General features: G+C 59.2%; 13 protein-coding genes and 1 pseudogene. 4 read left to right on the plus strand and 10 right to left on the minus strand.

Features of this window, described 5'->3' with window-relative positions:
• Positions 1-94: 94 nt before the first annotated feature.
• From CB0101_RS05400 to CB0101_RS05420, 6 genes are all read right to left on the minus strand, one after another.
• On the minus strand, positions 95-394 hold the full coding sequence (locus CB0101_RS05400; protein WP_010306236.1) for a hypothetical protein: 300 nt from the start codon (positions 392-394) through the stop codon (positions 95-97).
• Positions 394-1,431 (minus strand): UDP-glucose 4-epimerase GalE, encoded by a 1,038-nt coding sequence (galE, locus tag CB0101_RS05405; protein WP_010306233.1) that lies wholly within the window; start codon positions 1,429-1,431, stop codon positions 394-396. Before galE ends, CB0101_RS05400 begins: the two co-directional genes overlap by 1 nt.
• Positions 1,428-2,477 (minus strand): GDP-L-fucose synthase, encoded by a 1,050-nt coding sequence (locus tag CB0101_RS05410; protein ID WP_029552844.1) that lies wholly within the window; start codon positions 2,475-2,477, stop codon positions 1,428-1,430. The genes galE and CB0101_RS05410 overlap by 4 nt, the downstream gene beginning before the upstream one ends.
• Positions 2,477-3,667: a GDP-mannose 4,6-dehydratase gene (gmd, locus tag CB0101_RS05415; protein WP_010306227.1), complete on the minus strand. Its 1,191-nt coding sequence runs from the start codon at positions 3,665-3,667 to the stop codon at positions 2,477-2,479. Before gmd ends, CB0101_RS05410 begins: the two co-directional genes overlap by 1 nt.
• Positions 3,668-3,768: 101 nt before the next feature.
• Positions 3,769-3,909, minus strand: a complete 141-nt coding sequence (locus CB0101_RS15295) for a hypothetical protein (RefSeq protein WP_168187948.1) — start codon at positions 3,907-3,909, stop codon at positions 3,769-3,771.
• A 62-nt stretch (positions 3,910-3,971) separates the two neighbouring features.
• Positions 3,972-5,084, minus strand: a complete 1,113-nt coding sequence (locus CB0101_RS05420) for an NAD-dependent epimerase/dehydratase family protein (RefSeq protein ID WP_010306216.1) — start codon at positions 5,082-5,084, stop codon at positions 3,972-3,974.
• A gap of 474 nt (positions 5,085-5,558) precedes the next feature.
• Between CB0101_RS05420 and CB0101_RS05425 the strand changes: the two genes are divergently transcribed.
• A complete protein-coding gene (locus CB0101_RS05425; RefSeq protein WP_246833833.1) occupies positions 5,559-6,017 on the plus strand; it encodes a dual specificity protein phosphatase in 459 nt (152 codons plus the stop codon).
• An 82-nt stretch (positions 6,018-6,099) separates the two neighbouring features.
• Here the strand turns inward: CB0101_RS05425 and CB0101_RS05430 are convergent, their stop codons facing one another.
• From CB0101_RS05430 to CB0101_RS05440, 3 genes are all read right to left on the minus strand, one after another.
• Positions 6,100-6,930: a hypothetical protein gene (locus tag CB0101_RS05430; protein ID WP_136643995.1), complete on the minus strand. Its 831-nt coding sequence runs from the start codon at positions 6,928-6,930 to the stop codon at positions 6,100-6,102.
• Positions 6,931-6,933: 3 nt separating this feature from the next.
• A complete protein-coding gene (locus CB0101_RS05435; protein WP_246833834.1) occupies positions 6,934-7,833 on the minus strand; it encodes an SLBB domain-containing protein in 900 nt (299 codons plus the stop codon).
• A 362-nt stretch (positions 7,834-8,195) separates the two neighbouring features.
• A complete protein-coding gene (locus CB0101_RS05440) occupies positions 8,196-8,783 on the minus strand; it encodes a hypothetical protein (RefSeq protein WP_136643996.1) in 588 nt (195 codons plus the stop codon).
• 1,057 nt (positions 8,784-9,840) lie between these two features.
• Between CB0101_RS05440 and CB0101_RS15615 the strand changes: the two genes are divergently transcribed.
• Positions 9,841-10,395, plus strand: a complete 555-nt coding sequence (locus tag CB0101_RS15615; RefSeq protein WP_246833835.1) for a hypothetical protein — start codon at positions 9,841-9,843, stop codon at positions 10,393-10,395.
• Positions 10,278-11,387, plus strand: a complete 1,110-nt coding sequence (locus CB0101_RS05450; protein WP_246833836.1) for a transposase — start codon at positions 10,278-10,280, stop codon at positions 11,385-11,387. The genes CB0101_RS15615 and CB0101_RS05450 overlap by 118 nt, the downstream gene beginning before the upstream one ends.
• Before the next feature lie 7 nt (positions 11,388-11,394).
• Here the strand turns inward: CB0101_RS05450 and CB0101_RS05455 are convergent.
• Positions 11,395-11,628: pseudogene (locus CB0101_RS05455) on the minus strand (sigma-70 factor domain-containing protein); the annotation flags it as partial.
• 264 nt (positions 11,629-11,892) lie between these two features.
• Between CB0101_RS05455 and CB0101_RS05460 the strand changes: the two are divergent.
• A complete protein-coding gene (locus tag CB0101_RS05460; protein WP_010310207.1) occupies positions 11,893-12,405 on the plus strand; it encodes a DUF2214 family protein in 513 nt (170 codons plus the stop codon).
• The last annotated feature ends 3 nt before the right edge of the window (positions 12,406-12,408 follow it).

A 12,408-nucleotide genomic window follows, 5' to 3' on the forward strand; every position in this document is an offset into this window, starting at 1 on the left:
AAGCAGCGATCACATCATTGATCGATCCGCGCGGTGCCGTGGCGGTCGAGCAAATCACGCATAAAGCGATGCAATCCCGTCATGGCAGCGGCCATCAAGGCATCCGACCTAAATGCGCAAAATGCCGCCGCACTTGCTTGGGCCGGCCATACCACGGCCAAAACGGTTCGTTGAAGTCGCGATAAAACAGCGTCACATCCAGATGATCAAGCGGTACGCGGTGGCGCTTGGAGAAGGCCACCAGCTCCTGCATCGTGGTGATCTGACGCAGGTGAAATTGCAGATGCAGATGGGCACTCACCCAATCCACAAACGCCTGTACCTTCTGCCGCCGGCGCTCAAAGTCGCGCAGGGCGGAGCGGGGCTCGGGATCCGGCTGGGAAGTACGGCTCATCAAACCCGAAAGCGCCGTTGATGCCATTGCCAGGCGTGCTCGATCATCGTGCGCAGCTCTGGATAGCGGGGAATCCAACCCAGTTCACGCATCGCCAAAGCAGCCGAAGCCACCAGCACCGGTGGATCACCCTCTCGCCGCGGCGCCACATGGGCCAGCAAGCCGCGCTTCGTCACCTCCTTGGCGGTTTCGATCACCTCCTGCACGGAATACCCGGTGCCATTGCCGAGGTTGAAGACCTGATAGGTGGGTGAGGGTGCCAGCCGCTCGAGCATCTGCTTCAGGCCGAGCACGTGGGCATCCGCGAGATCACACACGTGGATGTAATCGCGAATGCAGGTGCCATCGGGGGTGGGGTAATCGTCGCCATAGATCTGCAGGTACGGCCGCCGGCCGCTAATCACATCCAGTACCAGCGGGATCAAATGGGTTTCTGGTTCGTGGTGCTCACCCACCAGAGCGGAAGGATGGGCGCCGGCTGCATTGAAATAGCGAAAAGCCACCGATGGTTGGCCGTGGGCCTTGGCCACATCCGCCAACAGCTGCTCCACCATGGCTTTGCTGCGGCCATAGGGATTGATCGGCCGCTGCGGGCAACTCTCCTGAATCGGGATCTGATCCGGATCGGGTACGCCGTAGGTGGCGCAGGTGCTCGAGAACACCAGCGGAATCATCTCGCCGCGCCGCTCTCCCTCCGCAAGCAACACCTCCACCAAGGTGAGCGATTCCGCCAGGTTGTTGCGGTAATAGAGCGCCGGCCTCTCCACGCTCTCGCCCACATAGGCATAGGCCGCAAAATGCAACACCGCTTGCACGGGGGCCTGTTCAGTGGCGGGGTGGTGGCCACCGATCAGTTGCTCCAGCAAGGCACGATCACCCACCTGGCCTTGCACCAAGGCCACATCTAAGGGCTCGAGAACATCGCCGTGGCCATACACCAAGTTGTCGAGCACCACCACGCGGTAGCCCTGCTGCTTCAGAGCCATCACCGTGTGGGAGCCGATGTAACCGGCCCCACCGAGCACCAGAATCGTCATCCCAAACGGGCCAACTGGCCCTCACACTCCTGGCGGTAAGCCGTCACCGTGCTCGCTAGGCCCTGTTCGAGCGAGATCCGCGCACGCCAGCCCAGCCCGGCCAGCCGGCTGCTATCCAACAACTTGCGCGGCGTGCCATCCGGCTTGCTGGGATCCCAGGTGATCGTGCCGCGAAAGTCGCATTCACGCGCCACAGCGTTGGCGAGATCGCGAATGCTGATTTCAGCGCCACTGCCCACGTTCAACACGGTGAGCGGCTCACCATCGTCGCCGCAAGGTGCATCGCTGGCCGTTGGATCCCAATGCTCGAGTGCAAACACACAGGCCTCGCCTAGATCATCCACATGCAGAAATTCACGCAAGGGGGAACCACTACCCCAGCAACGCACCTCGCTCGCGCCGCTATCGGCAGCCTCTTGAAAGCGCCGGATCAGAGCCGGCAACACATGGCTGTTGGTGGGGTGATAGTTATCACCAGGTCCGTAGAGATTGGTGGGCATCAGGCTGATCGCATCAAAGCCGTGCTGCCGCCTCAGGGCATCACACAACTTGATCCCGGCGATCTTGGCGATCGCATACCAGGCATTGGTGGGCTCCAGGGCACCCGTGAGCAGAGCCTCTTCGCGGATGGGCTGGGGCGCCAATTTGGGATAGATGCAGCTACTACCCAGAAACAACAGCCGGCGCACACCACAGCGCCAAGCGGTTTCGATCACATGGGTTTCGATCTTGAGGTTCTCGAGCAGAAAATCGGCCGGGTAGGTGTTGTTGGCCTGAATGCCACCCACCTTGGCGGCAGCCAACACCACCACTGAGGGCCGCTCCCGCTCAAACCAGCGCTCCACTGCCTGGGAATCCAATAGATCCAGCTCGCTGCGCGCAGCGGTGAGCAGAGCACCGCCAACCGCTGCATCGCCATACCCCGCGCGGCGCAGGGCACGGCAGATGGCCGAGCCGGCCATGCCGCGATGGCCCGCCACAACGATGCGATCACGGGGCGTGAGCAAGCCGCCAGGGCTTGTACTCGATACCGCTGGGACCGCCATCAGCGCTGCACCCCCGGCCCAGACAGTTGGGCCGCCGCCTGAGCCGCCGCCACCGACTCGGGATTGGTGGGTGGGTTCTCCATCGAGCCCACCACTGGGAATCCCTTGAGGCGCAACAAGGCTTCCTTGCGCGCTTCCTGTTGATCGGCAGCCACCATCTCCGCCACAAGCTCCTCCAGCGTGGTGGTGGGCGTCCACCCCAACTGCTCTCGCGCCTTGCTGGGATCGCCGAGCAGGGTTTCCACCTCGGCCGGGCGGAAATAACGCGGATCAATCCGCACCACCACCTCACCGGTGTGGCGCTTGCCCACCTCAGCCAAGCCCTCACCCTCCCACTCGATCGCGCCCCAGCCCAAGGCCTCGGCCGTGAGCTCAATGAAACGGCGCACCGTTTCCTGCCTGCCCGTGGCGATCACGTAGTCCTGAGGCTGATCCTGTTGGAGCATGCGCCACTGCATCTCCACGTAATCGCGGGCATGGCCCCAGTCGCGCAGCGAATCGAGATTGCCCATGTAGAGACAATCCTCGAGCCCGGCATCGATCCGCGCCAGCCCACGCGTGATCTTGCGGGTGACGAAGGTCTCCCCGCGACGCGGGGATTCGTGATTGAACAGGATGCCGTTGCAGGCATACATGCCGTAGGCTTCCCGGTAATTCACCGTGATCCAGTAGGCGTAGAGCTTGGCCACGCCATAGGGGCTACGCGGATAGAACGGCGTGGACTCCTTCTGCGGCACCTCCTGCACCAGCCCGTAGAGCTCGCTGGTGCTGGCTTGGTAGATCCTGGTGCTCTGGGTTAACCCCAACATCCGCACCGCTTCCAGGATGCGCAAGGTGCCAAGCGCGTCGGAATTGGCGGTGTATTCCGGTGCTTCAAAGCTCACCGCCACATGGCTCTGAGCCCCGAGGTTGTAGATCTCGTCGGGCTGCACCTGTTGAATGATCCGAATCAGGTTGGTGCTATCGGTGAGATCGCCGTAATGCAACACCAGCTCCGGGTGCTGCCCGTCACGGCCTTGCTCGTGGGGGTCTTGGTAGAGATGGTCAATCCGGCTGGTGTTGAAGCTGCTGGCTCGGCGCTTGATCCCATGCACCTGATACCCCTTCTCGAGGAGCAGTTCAGCCAGATAGGAACCATCCTGGCCGGTGATACCAGTAATAAGCGCAACGGGGCGTGACCGATTGGTCATGGGTAACAAGCGATCGGGAATGAAAAGCCGGACGGGTCTGACTGAATGCTGAAGGGATGAATTGATTGACTAGAAGTTGCCAAGGCAGCTAGGAGGCTCGCTCAGGGCTCCTGGCGTGCCTGCTCGAGCTGCTCAAGGCGCAACTTGAGCTGCTCCATCTCCTCCACGAGATCGAGAACCAACTGGTAGAGAATCTGATGGCGTTCTCGCCAGATTTGCGCTTCGGTGGATGAAGGATGCATCACAAACAAGCGGCTAGCCTGAGTGTTGGAGTTGGGATGGCTATTGACAGAACGCAATCCGATCAACGGGATGAGGGCTTCAGCTTGAGCCCACCCGATGACTGCGCTAATGCATACAGTTCTGGATCATCGGCAAAGCGGCGCTGATACCACTCCCAAGCCGTATCCACGATGGAGTTGAGGTCAGACCAGCGCGGCCGCCAGCCCAGATCTCGACGAGCCGCTGAAGCGTTAGCCACCAGGCACGCCGCATCGCCATGGCGACGCCCGCCCATCTGGAGCAGCAATCCGCGACCCGTGCGCTGCTTGGCCCGTTCAATCACCTCCAGCACCGAGACCGCTCGGCCAGTGCCAAGGTTGTAAGCCTCCTGAAGGGAGGGGGCGCCTTTGGGCTGGAGCAGGCCGGTGACCGCAAGCACGTGGGCCCGGGCGACATCACGGACATGAACCAAGTCACGCACACACGTGCCATCAGGCGTTGGGTAGTCGCTGCCGTAGAGCTCGAAGACCGCCCGCCGGCCCGTCATCGCTTCAAACAATGAGGGAAGCAGGTGCTGCTCTGGTACGTGATCCTCACCAAGCGAAGCCGCCGGGTCAGCTCCAGCAAGGCAAAACCGCCGGAGGATGAAACAGGGCAGGTCATGGTGCGCGCGGTAGTCGAGCAGCAGCTGCTCATTCATCCAGTGGCAATAGCCGGCTGCGGTGCACGGGCGCAGTTCGACCTGCTCATCTAAAGGAGCCAGCCCCTCCCGCATCGCCCCATACACCGAAGCGTCACTGGCATAGACGACCGGAATGGCTGCCCCAGCTCGGGTTTCACCGGCACGGACGCACGCACCGAGCAGCTGCTCCATATCGTCCAAGCTGCTCTGACAAAGCACGGCAGCTGCAGCCATTCCCGCACCGGCAAAGCGCTCTCTGGCGCAATGCACGACAGCGGCCACCGGGCGTCCAGGGTTCGCTGGATGGCTCCCCTCGAGCAAGGCGCGAACAAGGGGGAGATCACCGTAAGCACCTTCCACCAGCGCCCAGGCATGGGGGAGAACAAGGTCCGCGTTACCGCCGCTGAGGTTGTCCAGGACAAGTGCGTTGTAGCCGGCTGAGGTGAGGGCGGAGACGACGTGGCTACCCAAGTAGCCAGCGCCCCCGGTGACCAGCACGAGCGGGGACGACATCAACACAACCGGTCAGGCATCAGAGCAGCAGGAGCAGGGGACCCGTGAGCAAAAGTAAACAAGCAGACATCGATATTAGGAAAGAAAAAAGGAAGCAATCAGAAGACAAGATCAAAAGACTGAAGGCCTAGAAGCGCTCAAAGAATCGGGACGTCAGCTCCATTCATCCCAAGGGATCAAGGCTGAACAACGCAGATAGATACAGCTATGGCGTGGAGGGCAAGAAGACGCGAGCGGTCGCTCAAGCTGTCGTTCTCACAGAGCAATCATGGCCGCCTCAGATGCGCTGCACGGACGAGACGGACTGAAAATAGATAGAGGGGTTCACCGAGCGAATAACACTATGCAGCTGCAACATTTAGGAGTGAGCGCCTCTCTGAACTGGTACAGGTTTAGTTGGGCTATGCGTCCCAAGGCCGTCACAAGAACGCTGTCCGATCGGATCCAGATCAGTAGTCACTCAGAGCGAGCAGCATGAGCACACGAGCGCCGCTAAGCATCACTTGGATTCGATCAGGAAGACTCGCAATTGGCCCGATACCGATCAACAGTCACCAGTGGGAATCGCTCAGCAACCACGGCATCCGCAGCGTTCTTAGCTGTTGTGCCGCCAACGAAGCAGATTGGTCACCTCCCACGCTATGGGAGCAGCGGCGCATCAGCCTGAGCGACCACCGCGATCCAGACGCCCTTCAACCTGATCATCTGGCACAGGCGATCGACATGGCCATTGAGCTTTGGACCATGGCCCCACCCCTCTATCTCCATTGCTATGCAGGCCAAGAGCGCTCACCGCTGGTGGCGATTGGCGCCTTATGCCGCAAGGAGAACCTAGATCTGTTTGAAGCACTGGCTCAAGTGAAACGGCTGCACCCAAGAACCAAACCGTTGACCCAACACCTGGTGCTGCTGGACAACCTTCTCAAGCAATGAGATCGACCTCATAGGTCGCCATCGCCAGGGCCGTCAGAACCAATGCACGAAGGGAGTCAACGAAAGGAGCATGCAGCAATTGTCATTCACCCTCGGAGGGCAGAGGCTCTGCAGCGACGAGGAGAATTTGGACTGTTCCTGGCTCAGCAGGTGTCTGCTTGGCAGCCCACTGTTCCAACACAGCTTGGACCTTGGGATTGCGGGGCGCGGCATAGGCCTCGCCTTGACCTTGGTCATCAACGACAATCGGAATCTCTTGCCGCTCGCGCAGACCGGGAGCTGGAACACGAACCACCGCAACACGGCTGACAGGCCTTGATGGTTTCAATTGATCGCGCATCGCTGTACGCCAGTGCAACGGCAGCGCTGCAAGAGGGTCGCCCGATCGCTGCTGTTGCATCCGTTCAGCACGTGCAGCGACAGGCATCGCTGGCTCTTTGAGAGAAGCCAGGGTGATTTCTCCTCCGAGCCCGTCAGCATTCCTGAGGCGATGCATCAGCGATGCAGGCTCAGTCAAGGAAGTTCGGGGCAGTTCATGAGATGCGGGACGTTCCGGCTGGGCTTGAGAAGATCGATGAGAAGCAGATGGAGTCGGTGGATTGTTGACAGGTTCAAGCTCAAGAGTCAGCATCCCAAGGGAGCCTTCATCTTGCCGTATAGGATTAAGATTAGACAGGGAAGATTGGGGCAGTGTGGAAAGGGGTTCAGAACCTGGATTGATGGAGCGCTCAGAAAGTGCCCCCAGCTGCATCAGACGCATCGCGACATCCTGCTCTGCAGTGCCGCCAACAAACTGGGGAACCTCACGCCAACGAGCCAGGATCAATTGTGATTGATCGAGAAGCCAAGGAAGGCTCCAAAGACCTGCATTAGCAAGAGCAATCAAAAGAATGGGATGCCTGAAGTGTTTCATGGGTCAGTTGTTGTTGTTGTTGTCCTGAATCAGCCTGACCAAAGCCCAGATATTGACGAGGCCGGTCACCGGTGTAGCGATCGCACCGATCGCATCGGATAAGCGTGCGTAATTGCTGCGATTCACAATGACCGTGTCCCCATCACGCAAAGGGGGATTTCGGGAACTGCTGACGCCTTGTGAGTAGTCAATGGAAAACAACTCACGTGTCGCTGTGCCATTGCGATTGATGCGCACCAACTCAACATCGCTGCGCTTGGCTCGCCATGTTTTGGGACCACCAGCAGCCAGAATCGCCTGGACAACCGGGGTATTAGCCTTCACCTCAATCCGCCCAGGCTCGACCACTTCTCCCACCACATTCACCTCAATGCTTTGAGGCGAGAGATTGGCTGCAGCCAGTTCCATGACCTCGGAACTGGGCGTCAAAGCAGTGCCGATGACAATCGTGTCACCATCAAAGACAAAGGGGTTCTGGCGCTTGTCTCCACGTTGCAACAACGCCGCGAGATCAAGCTGAGCCTGCCGCAGCTGCTGTCTATCCCCAGGAAGTCGACGTTCCAAGGTCACATTGGTCAGGTCGGCGTTTAAGGTCAGCCCTCCGGCCTTCTGAATGGCTGTCACCACGGTGGGTAAGCCACTGATGGTACTGGCTGGACCACCCTCGGTCTGCGAAATTTCGCTTGTTGTAAGTGAATAGAGACCAGGGCTCTCGACCTCTCCAACGACAGAAATCTGAATCGGCCTGGCACGTACAACCCTCAGGTTCAGGTCAGGCCGCAGTAGATAGCGCCCATAGAGGGTCTGGAGCCATAAATTAGCTTGATTAACAGTTAGTCCTTCCAGCACAACATTTCCAACCAGTGCAAGACTAGCGCTGCCGTCATTAAGGATTTCAAACACTCCACCTAAATCTTTCGCCCCGGATCAAGGATCGTGAGCTGCAGTTGATCACCAGGTCCCAGGATGTAAGCATCTTGGGTGACAATAAAGTTCTCAGATGCTCCTGGCTTGCCCCCCTGAGCCACAACTTGCAGACCCAAAGCAGATCCACTAGAGAAACTAGCCCACACAATTGCACCGCAACCGATTAAGGCCCGCCGAAACACTACGGAAGATCTAGGAACGGAGCGTTCACCGGCCATGGACTGGGCGGGTCATGGATATTAATTCCAATTTTAGGGGCGAAACAGAAACTGAGCCGAGTCGAGTCGCGGCAGGCATAGGGAAATGCAGGCAGCGAAGCCTGCGGGATTTGACGCCGCTCATGACAGCCAAGCGATCTGGCTCTTGAAAGGCGAAAAAGCCTCGGCGAGCTTTTGGTGTAGATGCCTGAAGGTTTCATTAAATGAAGGATCTGCAATGACATCACGATGGGCAACAATGGCCAAGCATTCACTAATATCAAGGTCATAGTTTAATCTCGTCACTTGATAGTAACGCTCAAGTTTCGGCAACAGATGAGGAGCTGCATAACTCAATGAATGACCGTCAGACGCAGAACCTTCCCAAGCTGACTCCTCATACTGAGGTGACGGATACGCGGTTGATCCAAGGCCATGGCTTTGCAATGCAGACATCAGCGCAGGAGCCGTCCCAAGGGATAGACCAGGAGAGGAGTAATTAGCAAACACATCAAGATCAAGCTCAAGACTCCCCTGAAGCGGATGGTCTCTATGAGCAATTAACTGCAAATCCCACATACAGATGGGGATGAACATCATGGACGTCCCCATGGGCGTCCTAGACAAGCGGAGCCGGGACAATGAATGATTCAGCAGATGCTGGAATTCCATGATCCCCATCACGGCCACATCCAGTAGTCGCCGCTCCAGAAGCGAGAGCAGCCGCATACTGTTCATGGCCTGATTTGGAGCTCCACTCCTAAACCTTTCACCAATGGAACAGGCTGACGTCCAAGCTGCCAGCCTCGCGTGAAGCGAATTCGACCCTGCCTAACGCGACTGCGCTGAGACGCCTGCCTCAAGATCTGTAGCACATCGAGATTACGACTGGCCTGATAGCGGTCACCGATACGGTCAAATCCAAATTCCCAAGCTTCACTGAAGGCGCGATAGCGCCTTGAACAACTGCTCTGGGACAAGCCAAGAGACTCAGCAGAGATCACGGTACTGTTAAACAGCTCTAAATAATCAAGGATCTCAAGGTCGAAAGATGGTTCCGCCTGCACAAGAGCGCGTGGGCAGGGCCCATGGCGTATCAATAGAGATCGATACTATCATGGCGGATACAAGAATGCAAGAGGGGGCGTCGACTTGCGTTTTCGTATCCGGGAAATGCATCCGCATGTCAGCCTCTGCGTATCAGACGGAAAGGCCAAGCCTGTGGGGTGCAGTCCTGGGAAGGCCATCAAAACAGATGCTCAAATAAAGACGATGCGAGCAAAAGCCACTGCGACGAGACCATCAACAAAGAGACTCACGCTCAATTCTCGCCGGGAGCCCCAAGGCGCAGAGAGTGCGTTTGTGCGTACATCCTTAATCGTAAAGCCTTTTCCCATCGGCGCGGCGATCCGTCAGCCGTCGCGCTTGACGTCGTGTGAACTCCCCGACGCTGGGATTCGGCACCAATGGATCAACATGGGCAACCTGCTGCCAGAGGTCACGATGAGCCCAGCGAGTCGCGAGTGAGCCCTGATGATCTCGAGTCAGATGGCACCACCGGTTCTGGCCGCATTCTGCACAAAACATCTCTTCTAGCCATTCATTGCTGAGGACTAGAACCGGATAAGCCTGAATGACCAGACGGGCGCATTGCATCTTTAAAGCTGCTACTCCATTAAGGTTGTTGCATCACGCGTAGCAACTGCCCATGGACCCTCCACGGGTTGACACGCAAGGCGATCAGCCAAGCCGGCCCGGGACTTTGCGGGAACGTGAGCGGATTGCATTGGCGATCAGTGCGGCCTCAGAGCGTTACCGGAGCCTGAGCCGCGCTTGGAAGCAGCGCCTGTTGGATGAGTTGGAGGCGCTGAGCGGCTATCACCGCAAATCGCTGCTGCGCCGGTTGAACCAGCGAACCGATCAGCAGCAGAGCAGCCGGCGCGGCCAACACCGCCGCCGGTACGGCCCGGAGGTTGTTGAGGCGCTGGTACCGCTGTGGGAAGCCAGCGATCGGCTGTGCGGCAAGCGCCTGCATGCGCTGCTTCCGCAGCTGGTGGAATCACTCGAGCACCACGGTCACCTGCAGCTGGAGCAGTCGGTGAGGGCACGGGTGTTGATGATGAGCAGCGCCACGATTGACCGTCTGCTGGCCCAGTGCGCCAGAGCAGTGGAGGCAATGGATGGAGACGCCCTCCCCGGGCCCACAGCGGTGTTCGCCGCCGCGTGCAGGTGCGCACGTTCAAGGGATGGGATGACCACAAGCAGCCCGGCTGGCTGGAGATCGATCTGGTGGCCCACTGCGGGGGGCGCCTGGAAGGTCGCTTCATTTGGACTCTGGTAGCCACCGATATCGCCACGGGCTGGAGCGAGAGCCTGCCGGTGATCACGCGCGATGGGGCCTCGGTGTTGGCCGCTATCCAGCGACTGCGGCAGCAACTTCCCTTCCCGTTGCGTGGAATCGATGCCGACAACGATCCAGCGTTCATGAATGCGCTGATGGAGCAGTGGTGTGATGCACCGGAGCAAGGGATCGAGCTCACCCGCTCACGCGCCTACCAGAGCAACGATCAGGCCTGGGTGGAGCAGAAGAACGGGGTGCTGATCCGCCGTGTGGTGGGCTACGAGCGCTTGGTGGGCCTGGAGGCCGCTCAGGTGCTAGCTGAGCTGTACGCGGCACTGCGGCTGTTCACGAACCTGTTTCAGCCGTCGTTCAAGCTCAAGAGCAGCGTGCGGGAGGGAGGCCGGATCAAGCGGCTGCACCACCCGCCGCGGACACCGCTGCAGCAGCTACTGCGTACCGGTGTGCTGGGCGAGCAGGAAGCCGCTGACCTCAGGGAGTTGAGACAACGGTGTGACCCTGTGGCGCTACTAGCCACGATGCGCAGCTGCCAGAGCCGGTTAGCGCTGTTGATCAGCGGCCAGCACGCCAACGCCATGGCGGGTGATCCGCTTGCCTGGAAATCCCCAGAAGAAGAAAAACGAGAGCTGGAGCGCTTTCTGCAGGGCTTACAGGCGCTGTGGCGCCAGAGCAGACCAATGCAGAAAAAGCCCAAACCGCGGCAAGGCCGCCGCAGCCGTGTGGATCCCTTTGAGGTTCATGCAGCCCTCATCCCCCAGTGGTTGGAGGCAGAGCCGGATGTGGGCAGCCAGGAGCTACTGGAGAGGCTGATCGCCTTGGCCCCTGAGCGCTATGGCCCCCAACACAAACGCACGCTGCAGCGGCGAATCAGGGATTGGCGCGTGGCCAGGGTGCAGCAGGCCCTGGAGCGTGCAGCAGACAGACCAGAACCCAAACCCTGGACAGAAGAGGGAGTGTTACCAAGCGTCAACTAAAGACGGTAACAAGTACTTGATGCAATGCGATCATCTGATCTTTGGCACGCTCACCGACCCGCATCGTGCGCTTTTCGATGTCGTTGTAGGAGCAGGCTTCCCCCACACCACCAGCACTGTGGCAACGCTCATGCAACGCCACCATGGCCTGCACCTTGCGCCCCAGCATCAACTCCTGCTCAGGAGTCAATAACTGATGGCGGCCGATTTCGCCGAGGAAAGCACTCAGAGAGCTGGCCATGCAGGGTTCGATCCACTGAATTGAACCTAGAAGCTTTTTCGCTCAACGAGGAAAGCAACCAAAAGGCTTCCAGGTTTCAACTTTGCTTCCCAAGTTGCACACCACGAGCGACACAGATCCACATCAGAAGTGGAAGCTTTCCGGTGCAAACAGCCCCAGGCCAACCAACAGCCATCACCATGGGCGCCAACGAGAACAGGGCAGCAACACCCCCTGGCGGCGAAGAAGCCCGCTACGGTCGTGCCTTCGTGTCAGCCCAGCCCCATGACCGCCGTTGCGGCCCTGCTTGCCGAGCTCCCCAGCGATGTGCTGCCCAGAGCTGGTGTGGCCTATGTCCACTACCTGAGCTTCATGCTCTGCTTCGGCGCCCTGGTGCTTGAGCGGCGACTGATCCGCCCCAACCCCAGCAAGCAAGACGCCACCTTGATGGTGATCACCGATGTGGTGTACGGCATGGCTGCTCTAGCCCTGTTGGTGAGCGGCATCTTGCGGGTGATGTACTTCGGCCAGGGCGGCAGCTTCTACACCGAAAATCCCCTCTTCTGGTGGAAAGTTGGTCTTTATCTGAGCGTGGGTGGGCTGTCGCTTTACCCCACCATCACCTACATCCTCTGGGCGATTCCGCTGCGCAAAGGTGAATTGCCCCAGGTGAGTGAAGCCCTCGCCAATCGCCTGGCCTGGATTCTCAACATCGAGCTGGTGGGCTTTGCCTTGATTCCCTTACTGGCCACCCTGATGGCCCGCGGCGTAGGACTGCCCGGCACGATCGGCGGCTGATCC

Origin of the sequence: Synechococcus sp. CB0101, from assembly GCF_000179235.2 — a bacterium.
In the GTDB taxonomy this organism is placed as follows: Bacteria; Cyanobacteriota; Cyanobacteriia; order PCC-6307; family Cyanobiaceae; genus Vulcanococcus.

Excerpts from the sequence above, each read along its gene's own strand:
- CB0101_RS05400 (WP_010306236.1), bottom strand. The coding sequence starts at position 394 with ATGAGCCGTACTTCCCAGCCGGATCCCGAGCCCCGCTCCGCCCTGCGC.
- galE (WP_010306233.1), bottom strand. The coding sequence starts at position 1,431 with ATGACGATTCTGGTGCTCGGTGGGGCCGGTTACATCGGCTCCCACACG.
- CB0101_RS05410 (WP_029552844.1), bottom strand. The coding sequence starts at position 2,477 with ATGGCGGTCCCAGCGGTATCGAGTACAAGCCCTGGCGGCTTGCTCACG.
- gmd (WP_010306227.1), bottom strand. The coding sequence starts at position 3,667 with ATGACCAATCGGTCACGCCCCGTTGCGCTTATTACTGGTATCACCGGC.
- CB0101_RS15295 (WP_168187948.1), bottom strand. The coding sequence starts at position 3,909 with ATGCATCCTTCATCCACCGAAGCGCAAATCTGGCGAGAACGCCATCAG.
- CB0101_RS05420 (WP_010306216.1), bottom strand. The coding sequence starts at position 5,084 with ATGTCGTCCCCGCTCGTGCTGGTCACCGGGGGCGCTGGCTACTTGGGT.
- CB0101_RS05425 (WP_246833833.1), top strand. The coding sequence starts at position 5,559 with ATGAGCACACGAGCGCCGCTAAGCATCACTTGGATTCGATCAGGAAGA.
- CB0101_RS05430 (WP_136643995.1), bottom strand. The coding sequence starts at position 6,930 with ATGAAACACTTCAGGCATCCCATTCTTTTGATTGCTCTTGCTAATGCA.
- CB0101_RS05440 (WP_136643996.1), bottom strand. The coding sequence starts at position 8,783 with ATGCGGCTGCTCTCGCTTCTGGAGCGGCGACTACTGGATGTGGCCGTG.
- CB0101_RS05460 (WP_010310207.1), top strand. The coding sequence starts at position 11,893 with ATGACCGCCGTTGCGGCCCTGCTTGCCGAGCTCCCCAGCGATGTGCTG.